Source organism: Streptomyces sp. A18, from assembly GCF_059026065.1.
In genome coordinates this window covers 35,404-58,988 of sequence record NZ_JBWLKL010000030.1, presented here as the reverse complement: position 1 = coordinate 58,988, position 23,585 = coordinate 35,404, and the positions used below count along the sequence as shown (strand labels likewise).

The window sequence follows — 23,585 nt, the reverse complement described above, 5'->3', positions numbered from 1 at the left end:
GACGTCGCACATGGAACCGAAGCCGTACACCGTGCACAGGAACCGAATCCGGACCCAGAATCCGTAGACGGTGCACAGGAACCGAATCCGTACAGGGGAGCCTTCCGCAATGTCTGACCACGCCTCGACGCCCGCCCCCGCCGCGTACACCGCCGGTCTCGTGAACGCGGCGGACGGCGTACCCGTCGCCACGTACACCTGGCTGCCCGATGGCGCCCGGCCGCGCGCCTTCGTGCAGATCGCGCACGGCGCGGGCGAACACGGCCTGCGCTACGACCGGTTCGCACGCCACCTGACGGCACACGGCTATGGGGTGCTCGCCTCCGACCACCGGGGCCATGGCGCGACGGCGCAGGCGACCGGTGGGTTCGGGGTGACGGGCACGTCCGCCGACGCACCTTCGGATGCGGAGGCCTCCGACAGCTGGCGCGCCATGGTCGACGACCTCAAGGCGATCGGCGACCAGGTGCGCACCCTGCATCCCGGAACCCCGGTCTTCCTGCTCGGCCACAGCATGGGCTCGCACCTGGCCAGGGACTACGCCCAGGAGTACCCGGACGGCCTCGCGGGCCTGATCCTCTCCGGGACCTTCCGCTCCCTGCCCGGCGTCGGGATCGAGGAGTCGATCATCCGTCTGGAGCGCGAGATCGCCGATGACGGCCGCGAGTCGCTCTCCTCCTACCTCCCCGAACTCTTCGCCGCCTTCAACGACCCGTACCCCCACCGCACCGGCTTCGAGTGGCTTTCCCGCGACGAGGCCGAGGTCGACGTGTACGTGGCGGACGAGCGCTGCGGATTCCCCTTCTCGGCCGGGCTCTGCCTGGACTGGGTGCGGGCCGTGCGCAAGATGAACGACCCGCGGAACCTGGCCCGGGTCCCGGCGGACCTGCCCGTCCACATCGCCGTGGGCACCGAGGACCCCTGCAACCAGGGCATGACGCTGGTCCACGAACTCCTGGAGGACTACCGGTACGTGGGCCTGGACGACCTCACCTGGCGGGGGTATGAGGGGGCACGCCACGAGATCCTCAACGAGACCAACAGGGACGAGGTCCAGGAGGACCTGAGGAACTGGCTGGACAAGCGGGTGCTGTGAAGCGCGCCGAACCGGCCCCGGTCGCCGTGGTGGAAGGCCGGGCGGTCGCCGCGTCGGGGGCCGCCCGGTGGCCGTCCTGAAGGGAGGAGCGGCGCGCATCGGCCGCCGCATCCGGCCATGCACAGGCTCTGATTCGGCCTCAGTTGCCGCTCCTCGCCGATCTGCTCCCCGTCAACACCTCCCACCTCTATGGTGATTGGGACACGTCAGCACAGCGTGCCTGGGGGTGAGACCGATGGCATTCACCGAGATAGTCGTAGCCGTGATCACGACCGGGCCTGCCTATATCGCGGTCTGGTTGACCGCACGCAGGGCGCAGGGCGAACCGGCACAACCGCGGACTTGTGTGCAGCATGCCGTCTGTGAGCAGTGCGAGGGTCGAACCACGACGGACGCCATGTCGGGCCACCCGACGATCTGGGCTCTCGCGACCTGATCCCTCCTCCTTGCCGTACCGCGGCGGGCCCGCCACCTCCGGGGTGGCGGGCCCGCCGTGTCGGCGCATCGCCATGTCGCTGTGTCGATGTGTGGCTGTGTCGGGAGCGGTGTCCGGGGTGCCGCTGTCAGCGGCGTTGGCTACCGTTCTCGGCATGTCTCGAGCTCATGCCAAGGCCCAGGTCACGGGCGACGATGTACGCCGAATCGCGCTGGCCCTGCCGGATACGACGGAGAAGATCGCCTGGAGCATGCCCACCTTCCGGGTGGCCGGAAAGATGTTCGCCACGCTCCCGGAGGACGAGACGTCCATCGCCGTGCGGTGCCCGAAGGAGGAGCGCGACGAGTTGGTCCTCGCCGAGCCGGACAAGTTCTGGATCGCCGACCACGAGGCGATGTTCGCCTGGGTGCGCGCACGGCTCTCGGCCCTGGACACGGCCGAGCTGAAGGACATTCTCGCCGACTCCTGGCGCCAGGCCGCCCCGACCCGACTCCTCGACGCCTACCCGGAGTTGGGCCTCCCGCCGTCGAGCTAGGTGGCGCCGGGAAGACGAGCCAGGCGGCATCGGGAAGACGAGCCAGGCGGCGCACACAAACGGATCGGCCGCTGTCAGTGCCCCGTGGCATGATCCAGGCAGGGGTGGAGGGCGCGGGCTCGCGGGACGACGGGCCGGGCGCTGCCGCCAGGGGAGGGGACTGGGGTGCCGTCAGGGGACGGGGTGGACGAGGGCGCCGGGCATGGGCGCGCGGGGCTTCCGGCGGCGGAAGGGCGGGGCGAGCGCTTCGCGCCCGGCCGCAAGGCCAAGCGGATGGCCGGAGAGCGCAAGGGCATCTGGTCGCGGGACTTCGGGTTCTTCTTCGGCGCGCGGACCGTGGCCAAGCTCGGCGACACCATGCTGCCCGTCGCGCTCGCCGCGGGACTGCTCCAACACGGGCACGGAGCGGGTGCGGTCGGTCTCGCGATGGCCGCCACTACGGTCTGCTTCGCGGGCCTGGTGATATTCGGCGGGGTCTTCGCCGACCGGTTCAGCACTCGACTGCTCATGATCGGCGCGGACGTGGTCCGGCTCGGGACGCAATCGGTCGCGGCGGTCCTCTTCTTCACCGGCCACGTCGTCCTCTGGCAGATCTGCGTGATCGGCGCGGTCAACGGCGCGGCGGGCGCCCTCTTCCAGCCCGGCGTCGCCAGCACGGTCCCGCGCCTGGCCACAGACGTCCAGAAGGCCAACGGCGCGATACGCGTGGCCGAGTCGGCCGCGGCCCTTGCAGGTCCGGCCGTCGCGGGCGTCCTGGTGGCCTTCGCGTCGCCGGGCGCCGTCTTCGCCGCGCACGCGGGGACGTACGGACTGAGCGCCCTGTGCCTGGTGCTGCTCCGGCTGCCGCCCGCGCTGCCGGGCTCGCTCCCGCACAGCAACGGCTTTCGGGCGGATCTGGTGCAGGGCTGGCGGGAGTTCAGGTCCCGCACCTGGCTCTGGGGCGTCATCGCCATCTTCTGCGTCCTGATGATCACGACCACGGGCCCGCTGACGCCGCTGGTCGCCACGCTCGTAGTCCAGGAGCACGGCTCGGGGGCTTACGGCCTGGTGAACTCCGCCCTGGGGGCCGGCACCGTCCTGGGCGGCCTGGTCGCCCTGCGCCTGCGCCCTCGCCGCATGCTCCGCGCCGGCTCCGTCGCCCTGATCGGCTACTGCGCGTTCCCGGCGGCCGTCGGCGCCCAACTCGGCGTCCCGCTGATGGCGGTCGGCGCGGCGGTCGCGGGCGCAGGCCTCTCCTTCTGGGGCGTCATGTGGGCGACGAGCGTGCAGACGCAGGTGCCGCCGGACGTCCTGAACCGCATCCACGCGTACGACGTCGCCGGGTCGATCGCCCTGCTGCCGGTCGGCCAGGCCCTGGCGGGCCCCGCCGCGAGCGCCTTCGGTGCGGAGCAGGTGCTGATCACGGGCGCCGTGACGACGGTCGTGGTCTGCCTGGCCCTGCTCTCGGTGCCTGCGATACGCGGGCTGGTGCGGGTGGACGTGAGGGCGCCCGTCTCGGGCGGGGGAGGAGGGCCCGGACGGGCGAGGGGAAAGACGACTGCGGCTGGACGAGAGCCCGCTGGACGAGGGCGGTCCTCGATACGAGGGGAATCCTCGATACGAGGGGAATCCTCTATACGAGAGCCCGCGCCCCCAGAAAGTCGGTGATCCGCTCCCGCAGCGAGCGGGCGTCGAGCCCGTGCGCGGCCATGTGCTCGTCGACCTGCCCGTAGCGGCGCAGCTCCGCACGGCCGACGCCGAGCCCGAGCACCCGGTGCGGGACATCGGCGAGCGCGTCGTTCGCGGCGGCGGTGGAGGTTCCGGCCAGATAGGGCTCGACCACCACGACATCGGCCACCGCCCCTGCCCCCGTCGCACGCCGCAGTGCCTCTTCGTCGAAGGGCCGCACCGTGGTCGCGTACAGAACGGTGACATCGATCCCCTCGGTCGCGGCCAGTACGTTGTCCAGCATCGGCCCGACGGCGATCACGACCCCTTCGTGCCCTTCGCGCACCGTGTGGAAGCGCGCTCCGTCGACCGGCAGCCCCTGGGTGTTCGACTGCACCGAGAGCCGGACGTACACCTTGTCGTCGCCCGCGGCGACGGCGTGCCGCAACAGCGTCTCGGCCTCGTCCGGGTGCCCCGGTACATGCACGGTCCAGCCGTCCAACGTGTCGAGCAGTGCTACGTCGCCCGGCGACATGTGGGTGAACCCACCGGCGGGCCAGTCGAAGGAAGCGGCGGCACTGACGAGCACACCACCCACGCCCTGATGCCCGAAGTCCAGCTTCACCTGCTCGAAGGGCCGCTCCACGAGAAAGCTCGCGAAGGTGTGCACGACGGGCCGCAGCCCGGCGAGTGCGAGCCCGGCACCGGCCCCGACGAGCAACTGCTCCCGGATCCCGACATTGATCACCCGGTCCGGGTGCTTGCGCTGGGCTTGGGTGAAGGCATCAGCGCCGATCTCGGCGAGGACGACGGCGACGCGCGGATCCTCGTCGAGCAGCCGCGAGACGACGGGGGCGAAGCGATCACGCATGGTGTCCATGACAGAGAAACCTCCGATAGATCTGGTGGGGGTGCGATGGAGAACTGCAGAACCGGCGGGCGGCGCACGGACCCCGGCGGCGGACGCTCAGGCCACCTTGGGCTCGCCCGCGGACCCCTTCGGCTCGACCCGGGTCACGACCACCCGCGGCCGTCCCGGATGCGGGGCGGTGAACGCCGCGTACAGCGCGTCGTGATCACGGCCGTCGACGGTCTCGGCGGACCACCCCGCGGCCTCGAACCGCGCCGCGATCCCGCCGGGCCTGGCATGCCGGGCGGAGGCGTTGTCGATCACGACGGTGTGCAGTTGCTCGAGCCCGGAGGGCCCGGCGAAGGCGATGGCCTCGTGATTGCTGCCCTCGTCCAGCTCCGCGTCCCCGACGAGCACCCACACCCGGGCGTCCGGGAACCCCCGGGCGCCGAGCCCCAGCGCCGTCCCGACCGCGAGCGGCAGCCCGTGCCCCAGCGACCCGCTCCCGATCTCGACCCCCGGCACGAGCACCCGGTCCGGGTGGTGCCCCAGCGGCGATGCGTACGCCCCGAACCCTTCGAGCCAGTCGACGGGAAGGAAGCCCTTGGCGGCGAGGACGGCGTAGTACGCCATGGGCCCGTGCCCCTTGGAGAGCAGGAACCGGTCGCGCCCGGGGTCATCCGCACGCTCGGGTGTGACCCTGAGCACGCGGTCGTAGAGGACCCAGAGCGCGTCGAGGGTGGAGGTCGCGGCGGGCCCGTGCTTCTCGTCGCCCGTCATGCGCCCCATGAGGCGGGACAGGTCTGCGCATCCGTATCCGTATCCGCGTTCCGTTGTCGTCGTCATGACACCGAGCGTGCAACCTCAAGTTCACTCGAGGTCAAGACGGCGCGAAAGGCGTGAGCGATCACTGCTCGGAGTGCGGTATTGTTTCGGTGCGCGTTCGGCCAGGGGAAACCCCCAGGTCACACGGGCACCGGGACGTGGCGCAGCTTGGTAGCGCACTTGACTGGGGGTCAAGGGGTCGCAGGTTCAAATCCTGTCGTCCCGACCAGCTTTTTGCAGGTCGGAGGCCGTTTCTGCCGTGAGGCAGAGACGGCCTTTTCTGTATGTGGTCGTTGGGTGGTCGTAAACCAGTTCCATCGTGCCCGATTGTGCTGCTGGGACTGATTTGGCCTGTGGTGCGGTGGTCGTGATGTGGTCGCGTGTCGTTCTTCGCGGTCGAGGGCGGTAGCGATCGCGTCGACGGCTTGGTGGGCGGTGCGTCGGGTGAGGTGGGCGTAGATGTTTGCTGTGGTGGAGAGCGTGGAGTGCCGCGCTGTCTGGGAGACGGCCCACAGGCTGACGCCTTCGCTGATGGCGGTGGTGACGGCGAGGTGGCGCAGGTCGTGGAGGGTACAGCGGGGGCACCGGCTTGATCGGTGAGGTCGTGGAAGTGGTTGAGGACCCACTCGGGGTGCCAGGGGTGTCCGTCGGTGCGGGCGAAGACGAACTCACTGGCGCGGTCGATGAGGTTGGCGGGCGCAGACAGCGTGTCGTGGCGCTGCTTGAGTACGCGGTGGACACGGGGCGAGAGCGCGACCCAATCGCGGCTGCTGCGGGTTTTCGGAGCGGTCATGACGAGCTGGTTGTTGTCGACGGCGGACAGCGTCGAGTGGACGTAGAGCCTGTTCTGGTCGAGGTAGATGTCGGACCAGTGCAGTGCGAGTGCCTCGCCCCTGCGTAGTCCGGTGCCGATGAGCAGTTCGATGAGATCGGCGAAGTCCGGGTCGTGTGTGTGGCAGTGGTCGAGGAAACGCACGGCTTGGGTGGTGGTCCAGATGACGCGTTCCGTGGGCGCTGGGCGGGGGATGGCAGTGGGCCGGGCGACGTTGGTGGGCAGCCGGTGGGTGCGTACGGCGTCGCCGAGGGCGCTGGAGAGGGTTGCAAGGATGTGCCAGACCGTCTGTCTGCCACGTCCGGCGGCGAGTTGAGTCTGCGTGAAGCGAAGCAGGTGCTCGTAGGCGAGGTCGTCGAGGCGGATCGGGCCGAGTGCGGGGACGAGGTCATTGCGCGTGTAGTCGCGGTAGCGGACCCAGGTGGTGGGTTTGAGTCGTAGTTTCTTACCGGCGAGCCATTCGGTGAGGTAGTCCTCCACGGTCTGGTTGGGGTCGGCACTGATGCCTATGCTGCGGCCGGCGAGGTAGCGGTGCAGCGCGGTACGGGCCTCGTCCGCGGTGGGAAATCCGCCGCGGCGCACGGTGCGGTTGTGCCCTCCGGGCTCGGTGGCGGGGATCTCGACGGCGAAGGTCCAGGTCCCGTGGCCAGGGTTGGCTGCCAGGAGGGGGCAGTGCGTTCCGAGCTGGTGTTTGTGCTCGTCTCGACATCCGCATCGGCGGTAGACGCGCCCCGTGGCGTGGTGTGAGCGCATGGTGATCACTCCCTGCGCAGGGTGGGACACCTGTGCTTTCAGCGTGATCCTTTGGCGCCCAGAGTTCGAGACGAACGACCACGACACGACCACATGCCTTTTGGATGGCTTGTGACCTGCACGGATCCCGTGGCGGGGCGCACGGTGCCACGTGTGCCTCATGGAGGCGCAGGGTGGCCGATGTGGGTACGACTGGACCTCAAGTCGTGCGCGACCTCACGTGGGAGCCGCGTGGACTGGTGATCGTGTGCCGCTCGAAAAGTCATCGCCGGTGGTCAAGCGGCATACCGATACTCGTTGATCAGGCCCCCGAGGGTTCGGCTGCGCAGTGTGCTGCGGCTGCAAGGTGCCGCACAGTGGCGGGATGTTCGCGGGAGTCGCGTAGTGGTTGATTGCGGGCCTGGTGCAGGCGATGCCCGTTGTAGTGCTGCTGGTAGGTAGCCAGGACGTGCCGAGTGTGGGCCTCGTTGAGGGTGAGGACGTGGTTGAGCGCTTCGCGCTGGATGGTGCCGATGACCCGTTCGCAGTGGGCGTTCATCCGCGGAGCCTGCGGGCGCTCGTGAGGATCTCCACATCCTCGGATGCCTCGCCGTACTTGCCGTCGCGTAGCAGGAAGCGCAGCGACTCCCACGGCCCAGTCTCGGGTGGGGTGGGAAGTGACTCCGGTGATGTGCAGGCGCCGGGTGTCGTGTTCGAGGAACGCCGGCGCGTACAGCCTTTGTCCGAGCGCCCCCGTTCCCGCCACCGAAGCGGCCTGACGGGAACAACAAAGGCTCCGCACCGAAGTGCGGGGCCGCAGCGGAGCAATCAGCCCCAGAGTTCCGGGTCTTCGTCCGGGGCGCAGCCCTCGTACGGATCAAAGTCGTCGGGGCCGATACGGTCCCCGGCCACGTTCACGTAGCCGCTCACCCGCGCTCCGTCCTCCCCCTGCCGTTCCCGTCTCTCCTTGAGCCGTTGGCGCCCGCGCCGGTCGAGCATCAGCTCCAGGAGCAGATCACCCGGCACCTGGCCGGGTTCGGCTTCGTGCCACAGGTGGCGCGCCCGCCGGCGCATCGCCGCCTGGAGGCGCAGTCCCAGCACGTAGCGCGAGGGATGCTCCTGGATGTGGGCGACGTCATCGCAGGTGAGGTGTGCGATGTTGCGCTCGTGCGCGGCCCGCTCGCCCTGCGCCCCGATCTTGTCGTTGAGGAGATTGGCGCCCGCCCGGAGCTGACGGACTATCTCCTCCATCTCCACCTGGTCCAGCTCGCCCCTGGGCACTTCCTCGTGCAGGGGCCAGATGTAGGGCTGCCCGCGCGCCCCGCTGCCCTCAGGCGCCTGACTGCGCAACTCCTCCATCCTCGCGCGCACGCGGGGCACGCGGGAGTGCAGATGCCCGCTCAGCCGCTCTTTCAGGCTCTGCTCGGTCTTGCCCACATAGCGGATGCGGTGCGGCGGCCGTGGTTCGAAAAGGCCGTAGACCGTCCCCATGACAGGACGTCGGCGATCTCGAACTCGTTCAGGAACCTGGGGCGTTCAGTCATGTGGGACACCGTACGGGGCACGTACGACAGCGGCTCCGCACCGGTCAGTACGGGGCCGTCGCTATGCGGCATGATCGCCCGTCATGGATCCCGCCGTCACAGCCGCGCTCATCACCACCCCCACCGCCGTCATAGCCGCCTCAGCCGCGGGACGTGCCCAAGGCCGCGGAACCGTGGCCGCCGTACGCCGCAAGGATCAGCGCGAGGCATACGCGCAGTTCGTCATCGACGCCCAGACCTACGCTCGCGATGTCTCCCGGCTGCGCGACATGATCGCGGCAGATGCCACGGCAGCCGGGTTCACCGAACTCGACGCCGAACCGTTGGCCCTGGCCTCCGTGGTGGTCCGACTGGAAGACCCCCGGCACGTCGCCGATCTGGCCCGCGAGATCCAGGAGAACGCCCGTAGCATCCTCTGCCGGTCACCTTGATCTTCCATGCGAAGCCGTAGCTCGTCTGTTGCCGGGGAGAGCAGGCGTAGGTCCGGCACAGCAACGCAAGCCCGCGGCCTGGCCTGGGCTCGGCGGGGTAGGAAGCTGCTGATGTCAAAGCGTGGCCACGTGCGTACGAGGCTCCGTTCCATAGGTCCCGCTGTCGTCGTCGGCTGGGAAAGGGATGAAGGGGAATGCATTGGATCTGGTCTATGTCTCGGAGCGCAAGATCTACGGACGGCTAGGCCTGCGGTCTCCCGCCGCACAGCAGGGCGTTCAGGCGGTGGTGAAGGTTCCGCCGCTGCTTGAGGTGTCGGGCACACGAATGTGGGACGGTCCGGCCGGGCCGATGGCTCCCCACACGCTGGTGGAGAAGGCGAAGCAACGAATCGAGCGGGAGTTCGTACCGGTCGCGTTCACCACGCGCGATCTGCGGGCGAACCAGTGGATCAGTTTCGACTGGGACATGGCCCAGGTGGCCGTCCATGAGGACAGCGGAAGGCCACCTGAGGACGTCGTGCTGTTCGTTGGGCGGGTCCCTGCCGGGACAGCCGGTCAGCCACGCGACCTAGGGATCATGCTGTGTGGGTCAGTGCAGCACCTGCGCACTCAGGTGTGCGCCGAAGGTCGGATGGGCTCGGACACCACATGGCTGCACGATCTGATTCTCGAGGTCGAACGCCGTGAAGAGATCGGTCTCAATGTGATCCCCGAGTTCCTCAACGAGATCATGCCGCAGCGGCGCAGCGCGTATCTCATTGAGGATGCTGCGTTCGGGGTGCAAGGCTGGGTCGAGCGGGACTACCCCACTTCGAGTCGTGGGCGCCTGCGCGGACACGCCATCGTACTGATGGACATCGACAGTCCGCAGTGGTCGCATCGGCAGCTGGTGGCGACACCGTTGTACGTGGAAGCCGTGCGGCCTGAGCAGGCTGAGCGGCGCCGGCGGTTCACCCTTCCCGGGATCGGCAGGCGCCCCCGCACACGCTGAGGTCGGTCGTGTCCCCTCACGTGGTGTAGCGGATCACGTTCCGCTTGTGAATGACGGGTCTGTGGCCTGGGAGTTGGTGCCACAGGGACGTCAGTGGTGTTCGCCGTTACACTGCTCTGCAGGACACGGCCCTGAGGTCCAGTGTCGCCGCTGACTTGGTCAGTGGACCATCAGGTCGTCCCGTGCCTGGTTCTTGATACCGACGATGATGGAGTGCAGCGCGTTGTAGTGCTCCCAGACGCCTTGGTCGAACCTGGAAGACTCTGGACCGTCGGCGGTTTCCCGCTGCAGCATCGCCACCCGGATGCCGGAGATGAACTGTGCGTAGGGTCCCTGAAGTTCTCGGATCTTTCGGAGTACGTCCGGACTCCAATAGAATTGGGCCGCAGCCGCGCTGGCCGGCGGTGACACTACGTCCCACGGCCGGGCGCCGACGAGGACCTGTGCCTTGTTGTGCATCCGCTTTTCGCTCGATGCGGTCCCGAAGTGGATCTCGTCCAGGGTCTGTCCCACATGGTGGAGCCAGATACCGAGGACTTCGTAGCTCTTCTTGAGGTCTTCGCGTGACCGCTTGGCGAGATCGGCATCGCGTTGGAGTTCCTGTTGACGCTCGAAGAGTTGCCGATTGCTTTCAAAGTGCCTATCCATCAGGTCCAGTTGGTGCGCGGTCCCGCGGGCGGCAACGATGTAGCCGATCCGGGTGCCGATCGCCAGGGCGAGGAACACGGTGGTCAGGTTGGCTACGAGGGAGACAGAGTGGTCAGTCACCTAGTCAGTGTCCGCGGCCGATGGTGCGTGCGCTGGGGCATGGTGAAAAATCTGTGTTGAAGCCGAGCCCTGCCATGGCAGGCCTCTTCTCGACGCATCGGTGGTGTGCTGGGTGGCTCGGCAGACGGTCGAGTCGACGTTCACGTCCCTGGTGATCAGGCCTTCCCGTCGGCCTCCGGCCTGGAGTCGGGTGACAAGCTGTTCCCAGGTTTCGGCCCAAGTTCCCCAACTATGGGGTTTGGGTCTGCCGCATTGTCCAGGCTTCTGCCCATGCCCTGCCTGACGCGGAGGGGGATGGCCGATGCCGGTCGAGCCGAGGGAGCAGCGTGGGACGGCCCCAGTCGGGGCCCTCTGAGTGCCGCGTCGGCGGCCGTGGGGCTGATCTCGGCGGCGTTTCAGACCCACGGACCGCAATCGAGCAATGACTGAACGGTGTCCTCGCGTGTGGGGCGGTAGGGGTCAGCGCCGCAGTAGGCGGACGGCAAGCACGGTGCCGTCGGGATGCACGGAGACGGGACCGTTCCAGCGCGGAGCCCAAGTGTCGCGTGGCCAGGAGGACCGTCGTGCGTGGACCTCGCGGCGATACTGCTCCACCTGCCCACCCTCAAGGTGGCGGAAGAGGTCTTCTGCAACTCCGGAGAATGCCTCGACCCGCTTTCGGTTCAGGCGGAAGACGTGGTCGGTACCGACGAAGTCGATGCCGAGGAGCCTGTGTCGTGCGTCTTGGACGCTGTCCGTGGCCGCGTGTGTGAAGCCGGTGAAGTGCCGTTGGCCTTGGCGTTTGGTGAGGTACTGCGCGGTCGACCTGTCATCCCCGGCGAATGCGGTGAGACCAGCTGCGGCGGTGCGGGCCAGGGCCTGCTGGAACCATGCGTAGAGTTCAGGGCTGACTTGGTAGCCGGGCTCAGGCTCGGAGGGTTCGTCGTCCTTCGTGGGTGGCTGGATGCCGGGGACAACGTTCTCATCCTCCAGCGGTTGGTCAAGGACTCGAAGTGGGGCGTCCAGCCAGCCTCCGGTTCCCTCGGCCCCCAACGCGTGCACGGTGAGCGGGCCGTCGAGGGGGAGCTCCGTGCTGAATACGAGGCACGGTGTCTCGTCCCATGCTCCGATGTGTACCGCTTCGACGTGGGTGGAGGCTGAGGCAAGCTGGGTATGAGAGGCGGAGGCGCTGCTGTGGCTGCCCTTGCACGCGATCGGGAAGACACGGGAGGGCTCGCCGGGCCGCCACACCTCGGCGAAGTACTGGGGGCGGTATCGGTAGCCCGACTTCGGTCCCGAGTCTCTGCTGGTCAGGGCCCACCCTGCGCGGAGGGTCGTGTCAGCCGGCACTATCGAGACGAAGTGCTCCGGGTAGCGCTGGCTCAGGAGCCTTCTGGCGAGCGCCAACGCGAAACCGGTGCCGAGTTCTCCGGACTGAAGCGCCTTGTAGTAGTCCGCTGTCTCCCGGCCCTCGGAAGAGAGGGTCATGAAGGTGTCGGCGTTCCCACCCAGAGCCTGGTTGTACTTGAGGCAGCCCCAGTGCTCGGCGAGGCCGCGCCCCGCTCCGCGCCGGGACAGAGTGATTGCCTGCCCCAAGGTGTGCAGGACATCTCCGGGGGTGAGTTGAGTGGATCGGCCGAGGTCCTTTGCGGGTATGGGGCGCAGTTCTGGCTTTCGTCGAAGGCGGTCGAGCTCCTTCTCCTTTCTCTGCGCGTCGTCGTCCGCTGCTGCGGCACTCACCTCTCCGGCAAGCGCCGAGTTCGAATGGATTGAGACGTTCGACGGCTCCGCAAGGTCCCTCAGTACCTCTGCCGTGGGCTTCATCCTGCTCCCCCCTGTGGTCCGTTGTACCTGGCCTGGGTGCCAGGGCCGGTGGTCATGCAGTGGCTCTCGTCCATGCATGGTCGTTATGCGGTGGCCTCGGGTTGGCTGGCTGCGAGGTCGTTAAGCGCGCTGTTCACGACGTACCAAGACACAGTGACCGTGTCGCGGTCGGGGGTGTGCGCCTCACGGAACTCGGCGCGTGGATGGACGAAGTTGCGGTACTCGCGAAGGACCTGGCTGAAGCGCTCGACGTCTACGTCGATCCAGCCCGCCTTGTGGCAGATGTCGATTAGAGCTTTGAGGCCGATGAAGTCGGGGTTTTTGTTGCCCAGGAGGGTGGCGTCGCGTTCCTCGATCACCGTGAGCATGACACCTTCGAGGAGGCTGCCCAGCATGATGATGGCCGCGACGTGCGCGCCGTTGCCGTAACAGGTGCGCGCTTCGTCCAGGCGACGCTGGAGCAGTGCGGCAATGCGCGGCTCACTGATGATGTCGGCCATGGTGGCCTTGAGCGCGACGGGCGCTTGTTGGCCCGGGTGCGCCATGGCCGGGTCGCACACGACAACCCTCGGTTTGCCGCCGGGGTTTTCCAGGCGGAAGCCTTCGTGGATGAGGAAGGTATTTACCGCGTTGATTACGGTCGGCAGGACGTCGGGCTCTTCAAGGTATTCCCGGGCGTCGGCCAGCCTGAGGAGTACCTTCTCCAGCTGGTCGGGATCTTCGCGACGTCCCATGAGTTGCTGGAGCGCCCACTCGCCGCGGTATTCGCCGTCGTACTCAGGGACGTTGCGCCACCCGGCGTTCTCCAGGAACTGGGCGATCTCGAAGCCCCTGCGGTAGTAGAGGTGGTCGTCGCCAAGGATGACGCGGGCCAGCTCCTTCAAGGTGTTGCCATCGAGTGGCTTCAGAACGGGTTCCTGAGTCATGCGGCATCCTCCGTGGTGGTGTTCTCGGTGATCTGCTCGTCGTCCGTACTGTCGTCGTCGGCGAGGTCCTCATCCGAGGAGAGGTCGAGCGGCGTCCATGCGGGGTGGGAGTCGACTGCCGATGTGGCCCCTGCACGCTGCGGGTAGTTGGCTGGGCGGATGTCCTGGCGGTCGAGCTCTTCCCACAGCTCGAGGAGAGCGGCGTCGGGATCGAAGCGGAACTCGCTGTCCCGGAGACGCCAGAACGCCCAGCCAACACGCTGCAGTTCGCGGTCACGCCGCTGGTCGTTCTCGATCTGCTCCCGCGTGGCGCGATGGAACGGGTCGCCGTCGCACTCGACGGCGAGACGGCCGCGGGCTCCGACAACGACCAGGTCGATGCGCTTGCTGCCCGCCGGGAACTGCGGGACTACGTGGTAACCACGCTCCTTGATCTTCAAGTACACCTGCTGCTCGAAGAGCGAGTCGAACGGGGCCCTTCGCACATCGGGCAGCACTGGTCCGATGGCGTCCGCGGCCTCCAGCGCGGCCGGCGGGTTCTCCATGTACGTCAGGAGGTTGAGCCGCAGGTCGTGAGGCTTGAGGCGGTCGGGCGGGACTGAGTAGAACAGCCACATCTGGTCCTGGGCTCGGCTGGCGGCGACGTTATACGCCTGCTGTTCACTCTTGGCTCCGCCCGCGGCACGCGACGGGTTCGTCACGACCATGGACAGCAGGATGACGTGGCGCTCGTCGCCCTGGAACGAGGCCGCATTGCCTACGCGTATCCGGTGGCGCTCGCGCACGGTGGCAGGCAGTTGCTGCTCGATGAGGGTTTCCAGGAGCTTGGTCTGCCCGAAGCCCTGGAGCACGATGACTCCCATGGTCTTGTCCCGGTAGGCCTCGTCCTCGACCAGGCGGGTCAGGCAATCGACGATCGCCTCGGCCTCCTTGGGGTTGTGAACACGGCTGTCACGGCCCGTGGCCACGGCGTCTTCGACGAAGTGGGTGCGCAGCGGGTCGAGCCGTTCGCCGCCGTACTGGCGCAGGGGCAGCAGCTTGTTGTCGTAGAAGGTGCTTGAGGACCAGTTGATGATCTCGGGCACGCAGCGGAAGTGCTCTTCGAGGCGGATCACCTTCGGGAAGAAGGTGGACAGCAGCTGGTAGAGATTGGTGTGCGGCGTGTAGAGCTCCCGCAGTCGGGAGGGCATGTCCGGCAGGTGGGCGGCCAGCTTGTCCTGAATGGCCTGGAGACGGCCCTTGCCGGTGACGGCCGGCGCGCATTGCTTGTCGTCACCGACGACGATCACGCGAGGAGCCAGCCACATGAGGAACAGCGCGTCCATGCCGGCCTGGCTGGCCTCGTCGACGATGACGACATCGAAGGCATCCTGCTTCGCCTGCACCATCTCGGCGACCTGAGGAATAGGCATGACCCACGCGGGAACCGCGCCCTGGGCTATGGACATCGCGTCGCGCGCCGCCGCTCGGAAACGGCTGGCGTGCCGCCCTTTGCCCTTGCCGTAGGAGGCCATATGCGTCCGGTACGCCTGCAGCGCCGAGCGCTGCTCCTGCGTCATGCGCTCCAGACAGTGCAACCTTCCCCAAGCCGCAGCGAGTTCGCCGGTCACGTACTCCAGCCTGGCCTCGTGCTCGCTCAGGTCACCCTCGAGCTGTCGTTCCAGACCGGGTGTGCGCTGCCGACGCACGAACTGGGAAGCCTTGGCCCATGCCCAGGCTTGCTCCAGTACACCCAACTGCTCCTCCCAGGCGAGAGCGTCAGGACTGTCCATGAGGCGGCCCGCGAGCAGAGGGTGCGCGGCGCGGAGAGCACCCAGGAGGTCGGCGCACCGACGCATGTGGTGCTCCCGCCGGTGTGCGGAGGTCAGGTCCTGCAATGCCTCCGCATAGGCATCCGCGTTCTGCGACCGAAGGGCCTGCACCAAGGCCATGGCTTCCGCGGACGGGTGTGTCCCACTGACCGGCGTACGCAGGAACTCGTCCCAAGCGGCCAGCTTCTGGGTAGCTTCATCGGCGGCACGTCGGCCTGCCAGAGCGGCCCCGGCAGCGGCGAGGTCCCGCCACGATCGGCGGGAGGTGATCGTCAGGCGTACCCCGTGACGTACTAGGAGCTCGTCGATGCGCTCCCGAGCTGAGCCGAATGCCTGGATGTGCTCGAGGCGGTCTGACCGTGCGGTCAGTTCGGCCAGTCGTACCTCCACGTCCCCGGGGGCGATCGCGGCGCGCACCTGCTGCCAGCGCGTGGCCGCGCCGGTGAGCGTGACATGGGCCTGGAGGTGCACCAACACGGCATCCAGCTCCTCAGCCGTCTGCGGTGCATGCCCATCGACGGTGCAGGAGTCCAGCAGGTCCTGGGCATTCCTTTGTGCCTTGCCCGGAAACCGGGGGCGCAGCGACTTGCCCGCGGCCAGGTGATCACGGAGCGCGGCCCCGGCTGTCACCATCTGCCCCGCATTCTGCGCGGTCAGCTCCTCGGGTACGGACACCATGCGCAGGCCCAAGGCGTCTACAGCCCGGGAGACTTCACGGATCTCGGCCGTGGCGGCGGCCACTCGCTGCCACAGCGCGAGATCGGACCGGGACAACCGGTCGGCCAAGGCTCGGGTGATCCACGAGTCCGGATCCCACCGCGCGGAATCCGTGGGCACACCCAAGTGATGGAGGGCTGTCACGCTGGCGTCGAGCAGCGAAGCCAACTCCACGGTCACGGAGGAATCGAGACTGGCGAGTTCGTCGCGGATCTCGATCGTTTCCATGGACAGGCCGTCGTCGCTGAGGCAACTGGCCACGAAAACGTCCGCGACGTGCTCGGGCGAGGGCAGCTCGTCAGGTGGGGGAAGCGCCCCGCCCACGCGTGGTTCGCCCGCGCCGTCGCGCAGCAGCAGGAGGAGTTCCTGGGCCTGCTCGCCGGTCAAGGGTGGTTCGTCCTCGGCACTGTCCGTAAGAGGGCCGATCCATCCGTACCTCTTGGTACCGGCATGCACGCGTTCCACGATCTCGGCGAGCGTTCCCCCGTAGCCCGATGCCACATTCCGATGCCGGTACTCGGCTTCTCGGAGGGAGATCACCTGTTCAGTGAGAGTGTCGATCCGTCCCCGTACCTCGTCCCGTTCACCGGAGAGGCGTTGGATGTCGGCGCGCAGTTCGTCAGGGTCACTGGTGGCTACCTGGTCGGTGAGCGCGTTGATGGTGCGCTCCAGTTCCCCCGCGCCGTCGTGGCGCGTGGAGCTGAGCAGCAGGACGCACAAGTCCCGTACCGCAGAGGGGAGTTTCTCACGCAACACGGTCAGCGCCTGATCGCGGGCGCTGGTGACGAGCACCCTCTGTCCTTGGGCGAGCAACGCGGAGACCAGGTTGGCGATCGTGTGGGTCTTGCCCGTGCCCGGAGGCCCTTGGACGACTACGCCAGTATCGTGCTCCAGGCGCCCGAGCACACTGCGCTGCTGTGCGTTCGTCTTGCCCGGGAAGAGCGGATCGTCGCCGAACAGCGGTGCGGTCTCGCCTCCGTCCCAAGCAGTGCGTTCCTCGGAGTTGAGCGGCAGCACCATCTGAGCAAGGCCGAGCGGCGCGTGGCCCTCAGCAGCGACTGTCTCAGCGATCTGGTCGTAGAACCGCAGCAAGGAGTTGAGGTTACGCGGGCGCACGACCAGGGCGGGGGCGTATGTGAGCCGGGCTCCTTGCTCCGGCGAGCGTGGCGGCTCCCACTCCGCGCTGAACCCCATCGGGCGTGTGGTCGCCCGCTCCTGCCACTGCGCCAGTTGTTCGAGCGTTTCGGGGCCCAGCGGATGCATGGCCCGAGCGGTGAGCTCCTCCGAGAGAGCGGCCCCGCGCTCGCGCACCCATCCGTCGTCGCTGTCCAGGAAGTCCTGGTCCTCGAGGCGAAGGGCGCCTTCTGGCGACAGCCGCACCGTGAGCCTCGCCGTGCGGCGGTCCACCGACGTCTCCGCGCGGTGGGTGAACAGGTGTCGGTGCAATACGTCTTCGCTTGGGTCGACCCACGTCAACAGGCCGAGGGCCAAGACGAGTTCAGTTTGGTCGTCCTCTTGGGCGAGTCGCTGATGCCATGCATAGATGCCGTCGTAGAGCTCGCGCAAGGGTCGATCCGCGCGCTCCCGCTCTGCCCACCTGCGCCATCGCTCCAACCATGTGCCGTACGCCCGGAGAGCGTCACCGGCCTCTTCGCGGCGAAGGATGCCTTCCTCTCCCCTGCGTTCCTCGGCGACTGAGACACGTACGAGCTCGTGCCCTGGGCCCTCGTCTGCGAGGGGTGGGTCACCACCGTCCGGGTCCAGGCAACGTGCCGGTTCTACCCAGCCGTCGAGCGACGCGGGCAGATCAGGTGGCGCAGTCTGCGGAACATGGTCGAGCGACAGCAACAGGCCGTCGTCACGTGGTGTCGGCCTGCGGACCGCTTCCGGCAGCCGGGCCAACCACACGCGTTCACGGCTACGGTCGTCACGCTGACGCTGGTGGCTGCTGTGGACCACGTCGCGCAGGAAGTTGACCAGCCCTGCTGTCTGTCCGATGACGTCAGGGTCACTCGCGTGGCGTCGCGGAACGTTCACCATTCTCCTCCCGGCTGCGGACGAACGTTCCGGAATGAGGGTCGTTCTATGCCGCAGCAACGGGCTCCGGCGAGGATGGCCGGATTCACTCGCGCATTTAGTCCCTGTGCACGCTGTCGGGTGGATGGGTCCTCTTGAGCCGATCGGCCTGGGGGCAACTCGTGTAGCAGAGCTGCATAACGTGCCTTCTGCACAGGTTGAAGCTGGTGAGGAGAGACCGGCTGGCGGATCTTGGTCGCCGATGACGTCAGGGGTAGCAAGCTCTGCTCGTGGTCTGGGCGGCCGAGCAGGCGATGGTTACTGTCGGCAAAGGATGGTGACGGTTCGTGGCGCAAAAGTGGATGCTGGAGCGGGCGTCGGGAGGAGGGCGCGACTCCTCGAGGCGCCCTTTCCGGTCGGTGATGGCCTGCCCGCGGGTGCAATTGGTTGATGCTCGGCGGGATGACGCCGCAAGCTCAGTCGGCGATGTCGACGCCGTAGCTGCGCGCGAGGGCGTCGAGGCCGTGGTCGTAGCCCTGGCCGACGGCGCGCAGGCGCCAGACCGGGCCTCTGCGGTAGATCTCCGCGAGCAGCATGGTGCGTTCCGTGGTAGCGGCGTCCAGAGTGGCCCGGGCGAGCGGTGATCCGCTGCTGCCGGGGGCGGTACCGATCTGGATCGCGCCGACAGTTCCGAAGGTCGCGGAGCCGTCGATGGCCGCGGCGACCACCACCTTGCGGCTCGCGGGCGGCAGGGACGCGAGGTCGACGGCGATGGACTGTTCGGCAGGACCGCCGGTGAGGAGCCGCACGGTGCCGGCGGGGCTTTCCGGGGCGCCGTAGAAGATGAAGTCCTCGTCGAAGGTGACCTGTTCGTCCTCGTCGAGGATGAAGGCGACGAGGTCGATCTCGCAGTCGGCCTGCGGTGCCCAGCCGGCTGTGACGTACCACTCGAGCGCGGATGTGGCGTGTGGCATGGGCAGGTCGATGACACCACCCCTCGGCATCACCTGCGGCTCCTGCGGTCGGGCAGTCGCCGTGTCCTGATCGGTGGTGGTCGGGGAGTTGAGCCAATGCGGATCGTGCACCGGGAGTTCAAGGGCGGTGATGCGCCTCATGCGCCGGTCGCTGTCCCCGCCCACGAGCAGCACGATGTCGGTGACGCTGGCGGACAGGTTGATCGCCGCCGACCCGCCCAGCTCGACGACACGGGTGCGAGCCGCCACGGCATCGGCATGGACCCCACCAAGCACAAGCACCCGGTGTCCGACCAGTGGCATGTCCAGAGTGGCGCCCAAGGGCTCTGGTCGGCGAGTAGCGGGGATGGGTGCACCGGGGGAGGCCGAGGGAAAGAGGGCTGCTTCTGGGGTGACTGCGGCAGGGGCATGGGAGGGCCTCGGTTCCACGGACCCGACTTGTATCGCTTCAGGTTCGGTCACCGGGACAACCGCAACCGTGGTCGTCGCCTCATGAGTTGTCCCGGCCTGTACGTCGGCCAGCAACCGCAGGAAGGTGTCTTCATCGATGACAGGTACGCCTTCGGCGAGCGCGCGCCGGGCTTTCGAGGACTGCGACGCCGGCTCGTTGGTGACCAGCGCGCTGGTGTGCCGGCTGACAGAGGTCATCATGTTCAGCCCGGCAGCCACGGCCCGCCCGATCAGCTCCGCTCGTGCGCGGGAGGTCTCCCCGGTTATCGCGATCTTCATCCCCTGCTGCAGTGGCCCGCCGGGAGTAAGCCGTCCCGGATTGCGGTAGCCGCACGGAGTCTTGGGAGGCCTGGGCGTGAACTGGGACTCCGCCCGAGGAGGGCAGTTCACCAACGGCAACGGGAGGTCGAGCCGCGCTGCCTCTCGCAGTGACGCCCGCAAGATCCCCGCAAGCACCAGGGTGTCGTCCAGAGCGTCGTGCGCCTGCTGCTGCGCTACGCCGTAGTGGGCGGCCAGGGTGCCCAGCTTCATGTCGAGCGTCGGCGGATCTACCTGACGGTTCAGGGCCAGTGTGCAGAGCCGCTGGGACACCGGCAGCCACATGCGCGCGCGGGCGAACTCGTAGGCCAGGAAGTCGTAGTCGAACTGTGCGTTGTGAGCGACCAGGACCCGGTCCTGGAGCATCGCCGCGATCCGCCCGGCGACCTGATCGAACGTGGGCGCGCCCCGCAGCCGCTCGACGGTCAGCCCGTGTACCTCCACGGGCCCCGGGTCGCATCCCGGGTTGAGCAGCGTGGAGAACTCCCCGGTCTGCTCGCCGTCCGGACTGATCGTCACCACCGCCACGGACAGCACCCGGTCCCTCCGGGCGATGAGCCCGGAGGTCTCCACGTCGACCAGCGCCCAGTCGCGCGCGTATTCGCGCGTGGTGGGGACGTCGAAGGAGGCGGAGGCGAGACTCATAGCGCCAAGGATGATGCGGTATGTAGTCCTCCTTCAATCTGCATGCCGATTTGCCCCGATATGGTGACGCGCAATGCTCTTCAGTCACGTCTGCGTTCGTTGCTGAATGGGGTGCGGCCGCGGAGGTGGGCAGGGTATCGATGGAGATAGACATCAGGTACGAGTTCCGCGGGAGAGGCGCCAAGGCTGCGACTCGTTCTGACACTGAGGGACTACCGAGGGGGAGTTGGCGGCTGACGAAGCCGCGCGCTGGCGGCTTACCTCGACTGAGTGCGATTCCCCCTGCCGTTCCCCCTGTGGCACAGAGGGATTCGTGGGAGGGGTGTTGATGGAGGCAGGAGAGTTCTGGGCGCACCGCGCGAGGGCACATACCCCGGTTGCCAAGGTGGAAGTGCTTCGTCTCGGTGCTAAACGTCCGCCGCGCGTCAAGGTCCGCTTTACAGCGGACGAGGACGAGGGCCGCGAGGCATGGGTGCCGCGCTCGCAGTTGCACGTTCCGTGGGAGCAGACCGACCGTTGGCTGGCCGAAGAACGCCGCTGGAAAAATTTAGCAGCGGCCACGCCGCCGCGTGATGTTCCCGAACGCCGAGCCGTAGACACCGTTTTCGAATCCTGCCCCTGGGGCGAATTGGTGGACGTCGGTTATTCGCGACACGACGATGGCGTCTTGTACGTACACGATGTGACGGCGTTTGCCGATGCGCTGGGTGAGAGCACAGAGTTCTTCACGAGTGATCCGTTGACGACGGTTCATGCTGACGGAAGCGCACAAGCGCCCTGGCCCGTGACGCTGGCGTGCGCCCGTAAGGGTGCCGTCCTGCACGCAGAGCGCGTCATGGCCGATGTAGAGCGTGCTGAGCGGCAGGCAGGGCGGGAAGCCATCTATGGCTCGTACACGCCGGGCCGAGGCAAGCGGGAGGGCCATTATTTCAGCCCGGAGGTCTGCGCCGAGGTCGACAGGGAGTTCAAGCCAGCGCGCGATCTTGTACGGCAGTGGTGTGGTGCGCCGGCTGCCGAGGCGTACGGCGAACTCCGTGTACTGCGTGCCGAGGTCGTCCGGCTCGGCAGGATCGTGGAGCAGGCTGTCGGCATGCTTCGCCAGGTCGGCAGGGGCAAGGACGCCGCGAAGATCGAGGCCCAGTTCGAGATTCCCGTTGCGGCATTCCGCAGGATGGAGCTGCCCGACTGACCGTCCGTGGGCCGATATTGACTTGGAGACGGCCAGGACGCCGTCCGCAGCACGCGATCGGGAGACAGGTATGGCCAAAGCTCCACTCAACGAGCAGCAGATGCACGTGCTCCGCTGGGTAGTCGGCGGCTGTCCGGAGGGAGTATGGGGCGAGGGCGACTTCACCTACAAGACCCGTGCTCAGGCGCTGCAGAATCGTGGACTGGTGAAGATCTTCAGGCGGCGTGGCGTGTGGCGTGCCGAGGCCACGGCTGCGGGTCGGCACTACCTTGAACACGGGGTCCACCCCGCGCCCACGGCGCGGCATGAACCCGCCACACGAGACTCCGCGGGCAAGACCAGGTCTCGGGGTCCGGTCAACCCACGGCCCAGGCCGGCGGGGAACTCCGCCTCCGGGAAGTCCTCCGTCTTCGGAACTGAGGCGAACGCCACGCCCAGAGTGCATGCGACGGCGAAGCAGCCTAAGAAGACCCTCGGCGAGCAGCTCATTGATGGTGTCCTGGCCGCTGGCGGAACGCTCGTCACCAAGGAGGCGTACGGGCCAGGAGCTCCCAACTGGTCGGCCCGGATCAGGTCCGCGCAGCGATGCGGAAAGCTGCCCGCAGGGAAGGAACTGGTGCATCGTTGGCGGGCCGGTGGCCACGAGATAACCATCCAGAACATTCCGGCGTGGAAGCTGGCGGTCCTGGACCCGATTCCGGTTCCGGAGCGACTCCACAAGCCACATGCTGTCGTAGCTGCACTTCGGGCCGGGGAACCCGCTCTGGGCCTGAGCAGGTCGGTACAGCCGCGAGCGCTACGCCTCGTACAAGCCATGGTTGCCGAGGCGCAGCGCCGAGAGCTCCAGGTTCAGCTCACCGCTGACGGCCGCCGAGGGCACTACTCACGCCGCCGGGATGCAAGCCTCTTCACTATCACGGCACAAGGTCAGCCTTGCGGTGTCTCTCTCGGGCAGGAGCAGGACCGAACGGAGCATGTGCCGACGGCCAAGGAACTCGCTGATGCCCAGCAGTTCTCCTGGGTCAGGATCCCCAAGTATGACTACGCGCCCTCCGACCGTCTCACCATCACGCTGAGCGGAGGAGCCCCCCATCGGCAGTCGGCATGGAAAGACACGCCGGACCATCCGTTGGAAGACCAATTGCCGGAGATTTTGCAGGAAGTGGACCTGCGCGGACTGGCTGCTGAACGCAAACGGGCGGAGGAAGCCGAGCAGGCCCGGCTCAAGCGCCTGCATTGGGAAGAGGCAATGCGGCAGGCCCGGGTCGATTACGCCGATGCATTCCGCGTCCGTGTGCTGGAACAGCACGAAAAGGCATGGCAGCAAGCCAGACGGCTGTCCACCTTCCTAGCTACAGCAAGCAAACGGATCGAAGCCATGTCAGCTGGCGCAGAACGTACCGAAGCTGAGGCGTGGCTGTCCTGGGCGTCCGATCACGTCCATTCAATCGATCCACTTAATCAGGCACTTCGAATTCCCAAGGCGCCCGAGCCGCGGCACAGCGACCTGGAGCCCTTCCTGCGCGGATGGAGCCCGTACGGGCCTCAAAGCCGCTGAATTCCCTTTCGAATCGAGGGGGCCTGGAGCCCATCACGCAGACGTGGGAAGACGTAATGCTCTGTGGAAGTGGCGAGCAACTGAGTGGGGGAGGTACTGCTGGGGCGGTGTTCCCACTGCTGATGCTCTAGAGGATCGCTGGGGTTCGATTTGCCAAGGGGTGTCCGGGTGGTCGGAGTCTCAATGTCTTCACCGGCTAGCGCTCGTCAGTCAGCATGAGGCATGGTGCCGCGAGCGGTGCGCAAGGGAGACTGAAGACGCCCAACGGACGTGAACGTGCGCCGAAGGCTGGTCTGCTCCGGCGATCGCATGGCCGGAGAGGCGAATTGACGCATTGAGCGGACGCGTACGGTCGTGAGCGGCCTCGAGTTGCTCCCAAGAGCATCCAACTGCGCGGTTCAGGTGTGTAGTTCCGCAAGTTGCATGGTGGTTGCTGCAGAAGTCCCTCTACGGCGAGCTAGGACCTTCGAGTCCTCGACCGGGAGCGACCG

At 67.5% G+C, this 23,585-nt stretch carries 16 protein-coding genes, 1 tRNA gene and 1 pseudogene; 8 read left to right on the top strand and 10 right to left on the bottom strand.

Going from position 1 to position 23,585, the window contains the following annotated elements:
* The first annotated feature begins 109 nt into the window (after positions 1–109).
* The 3 genes from AC5P1C_RS32655 (at position 110) to AC5P1C_RS32645 (ending at position 3,714) form a co-directional block, all read left to right on the top strand.
* A complete protein-coding gene (locus AC5P1C_RS32655; protein ID WP_493869565.1) occupies positions 110–1,096 on the top strand; it encodes an alpha/beta fold hydrolase in 987 nt (328 codons plus the stop codon).
* Between the two features lie 590 nt (positions 1,097–1,686).
* A complete protein-coding gene (locus tag AC5P1C_RS32650; RefSeq protein ID WP_493869564.1) occupies positions 1,687–2,067 on the top strand; it encodes an MmcQ/YjbR family DNA-binding protein in 381 nt (126 codons plus the stop codon).
* 273 nt (positions 2,068–2,340) lie between these two features.
* Positions 2,341–3,714, top strand: coding sequence for an MFS transporter (locus AC5P1C_RS32645; RefSeq protein WP_493869595.1), 1,374 nt, complete (start codon positions 2,341–2,343; stop codon positions 3,712–3,714).
* On the opposite strand, the gene AC5P1C_RS32640 is transcribed toward AC5P1C_RS32645, so the two are convergent.
* Together AC5P1C_RS32640 and AC5P1C_RS32635 are read right to left on the bottom strand one after the other, a co-directional pair.
* The gene (locus tag AC5P1C_RS32640) at positions 3,680–4,594 is read right to left on the bottom strand and encodes a transketolase family protein (protein WP_493869563.1); all 915 of its coding nucleotides are present in this window, start codon (positions 4,592–4,594) and stop codon (positions 3,680–3,682) included. The two genes, AC5P1C_RS32645 and AC5P1C_RS32640, sit on opposite strands and share 35 nt — an antisense overlap.
* Before the next feature lie 87 nt (positions 4,595–4,681).
* Positions 4,682–5,410: a thiamine pyrophosphate-binding protein gene (locus AC5P1C_RS32635; RefSeq protein WP_493869562.1), complete on the bottom strand. Its 729-nt coding sequence runs from the start codon at positions 5,408–5,410 to the stop codon at positions 4,682–4,684.
* A gap of 131 nt (positions 5,411–5,541) precedes the next feature.
* On the opposite strand from AC5P1C_RS32635, the gene AC5P1C_RS32630 reads away from it, so the two are divergent.
* A tRNA-Pro gene (locus AC5P1C_RS32630) sits at positions 5,542–5,618 on the top strand.
* Between the two features lie 363 nt (positions 5,619–5,981).
* Here the strand turns inward: AC5P1C_RS32630 and AC5P1C_RS32625 are convergent.
* From AC5P1C_RS32625 to AC5P1C_RS32615, 3 genes and pseudogenes are all read right to left on the bottom strand, one after another.
* Positions 5,982–6,974, bottom strand: a pseudogene (locus AC5P1C_RS32625) (tyrosine-type recombinase/integrase); the annotation flags it as partial.
* Between the two features lie 301 nt (positions 6,975–7,275).
* The gene (locus AC5P1C_RS32620) at positions 7,276–7,512 is read right to left on the bottom strand and encodes an integrase core domain-containing protein (RefSeq protein ID WP_493869561.1); all 237 of its coding nucleotides are present in this window, start codon (positions 7,510–7,512) and stop codon (positions 7,276–7,278) included.
* A 269-nt stretch (positions 7,513–7,781) separates the two neighbouring features.
* On the bottom strand, positions 7,782–8,444 hold the full coding sequence (locus AC5P1C_RS32615) for a hypothetical protein (RefSeq protein WP_493869560.1): 663 nt from the start codon (positions 8,442–8,444) through the stop codon (positions 7,782–7,784).
* Between the two features lie 136 nt (positions 8,445–8,580).
* On the opposite strand from AC5P1C_RS32615, the gene AC5P1C_RS32610 reads away from it, so the two are divergent.
* Both AC5P1C_RS32610 and AC5P1C_RS32605 read left to right on the top strand, forming a co-directional pair.
* Positions 8,581–8,928 carry a hypothetical protein gene (locus AC5P1C_RS32610; protein WP_493869559.1) on the top strand — a complete coding sequence of 116 codons (348 nt, stop codon included), beginning with the start codon at positions 8,581–8,583 and terminating at the stop codon, positions 8,926–8,928.
* Between the two features lie 199 nt (positions 8,929–9,127).
* Complete coding sequence (locus tag AC5P1C_RS32605) at positions 9,128–9,919, top strand: SAVMC3_10250 family protein (protein ID WP_493869558.1); 792 nt, start codon at positions 9,128–9,130, stop codon at positions 9,917–9,919.
* A gap of 159 nt (positions 9,920–10,078) precedes the next feature.
* On the opposite strand, the gene AC5P1C_RS32600 is transcribed toward AC5P1C_RS32605, so the two are convergent.
* The 5 genes from AC5P1C_RS32600 to AC5P1C_RS32580 all read right to left on the bottom strand — a co-directional run bounded on the left by AC5P1C_RS32600 (position 10,079) and on the right by AC5P1C_RS32580 (position 20,347).
* Positions 10,079–10,687, bottom strand: a complete 609-nt coding sequence (locus AC5P1C_RS32600) for a hypothetical protein (protein WP_493869557.1) — start codon at positions 10,685–10,687, stop codon at positions 10,079–10,081.
* A gap of 459 nt (positions 10,688–11,146) precedes the next feature.
* On the bottom strand, positions 11,147–12,490 hold the full coding sequence (locus tag AC5P1C_RS32595) for a hypothetical protein (RefSeq protein WP_493869556.1): 1,344 nt from the start codon (positions 12,488–12,490) through the stop codon (positions 11,147–11,149).
* Between the two features lie 83 nt (positions 12,491–12,573).
* Complete coding sequence (locus AC5P1C_RS32590) at positions 12,574–13,416, bottom strand: hypothetical protein (RefSeq protein WP_493869555.1); 843 nt, start codon at positions 13,414–13,416, stop codon at positions 12,574–12,576.
* The gene (locus AC5P1C_RS32585; protein ID WP_493869554.1) at positions 13,413–17,984 is read right to left on the bottom strand and encodes a PDDEXK-like endonuclease domain-containing protein; all 4,572 of its coding nucleotides are present in this window, start codon (positions 17,982–17,984) and stop codon (positions 13,413–13,415) included. The genes AC5P1C_RS32590 and AC5P1C_RS32585 overlap by 4 nt, the downstream gene beginning before the upstream one ends.
* A 452-nt stretch (positions 17,985–18,436) precedes the next feature.
* Entirely contained in the window at positions 18,437–20,347 is a 1,911-nt protein-coding gene (locus tag AC5P1C_RS32580) for a TerD family protein (RefSeq protein WP_493869553.1), read from the bottom strand.
* A gap of 328 nt (positions 20,348–20,675) precedes the next feature.
* On the opposite strand from AC5P1C_RS32580, the gene AC5P1C_RS32575 reads away from it, so the two are divergent.
* Together AC5P1C_RS32575 and AC5P1C_RS32570 are read left to right on the top strand one after the other, a co-directional pair.
* Positions 20,676–21,536, top strand: a complete 861-nt coding sequence (locus AC5P1C_RS32575) for a hypothetical protein (RefSeq protein ID WP_493869552.1) — start codon at positions 20,676–20,678, stop codon at positions 21,534–21,536.
* A 976-nt stretch (positions 21,537–22,512) separates the two neighbouring features.
* Positions 22,513–23,094 carry a hypothetical protein gene (locus AC5P1C_RS32570; RefSeq protein ID WP_493869551.1) on the top strand — a complete coding sequence of 194 codons (582 nt, stop codon included), beginning with the start codon at positions 22,513–22,515 and terminating at the stop codon, positions 23,092–23,094.
* Positions 23,095–23,585: the final 491 nt, after the last annotated feature.

Excerpts from the sequence above, each read along its gene's own strand:
- AC5P1C_RS32655 (WP_493869565.1), top strand. The coding sequence starts at position 110 with ATGTCTGACCACGCCTCGACGCCCGCCCCCGCCGCGTACACCGCCGGT.
- AC5P1C_RS32650 (WP_493869564.1), top strand. The coding sequence starts at position 1,687 with ATGTCTCGAGCTCATGCCAAGGCCCAGGTCACGGGCGACGATGTACGC.
- AC5P1C_RS32645 (WP_493869595.1), top strand. The coding sequence starts at position 2,341 with ATGGCCGGAGAGCGCAAGGGCATCTGGTCGCGGGACTTCGGGTTCTTC.
- AC5P1C_RS32640 (WP_493869563.1), bottom strand. The coding sequence starts at position 4,594 with ATGGACACCATGCGTGATCGCTTCGCCCCCGTCGTCTCGCGGCTGCTC.
- AC5P1C_RS32635 (WP_493869562.1), bottom strand. The coding sequence starts at position 5,410 with ATGACGACGACAACGGAACGCGGATACGGATACGGATGCGCAGACCTG.
- AC5P1C_RS32620 (WP_493869561.1), bottom strand. The coding sequence starts at position 7,512 with ATGAACGCCCACTGCGAACGGGTCATCGGCACCATCCAGCGCGAAGCG.
- AC5P1C_RS32615 (WP_493869560.1), bottom strand. The coding sequence starts at position 8,444 with ATGGGGACGGTCTACGGCCTTTTCGAACCACGGCCGCCGCACCGCATC.
- AC5P1C_RS32610 (WP_493869559.1), top strand. The coding sequence starts at position 8,581 with ATGGATCCCGCCGTCACAGCCGCGCTCATCACCACCCCCACCGCCGTC.
- AC5P1C_RS32595 (WP_493869556.1), bottom strand. The coding sequence starts at position 12,490 with ATGAAGCCCACGGCAGAGGTACTGAGGGACCTTGCGGAGCCGTCGAAC.
- AC5P1C_RS32590 (WP_493869555.1), bottom strand. The coding sequence starts at position 13,416 with ATGACTCAGGAACCCGTTCTGAAGCCACTCGATGGCAACACCTTGAAG.
- AC5P1C_RS32585 (WP_493869554.1), bottom strand. The coding sequence starts at position 17,984 with ATGGTGAACGTTCCGCGACGCCACGCGAGTGACCCTGACGTCATCGGA.
- AC5P1C_RS32580 (WP_493869553.1), bottom strand. The coding sequence starts at position 20,347 with ATGAGTCTCGCCTCCGCCTCCTTCGACGTCCCCACCACGCGCGAATAC.
- AC5P1C_RS32575 (WP_493869552.1), top strand. The coding sequence starts at position 20,676 with ATGGAGGCAGGAGAGTTCTGGGCGCACCGCGCGAGGGCACATACCCCG.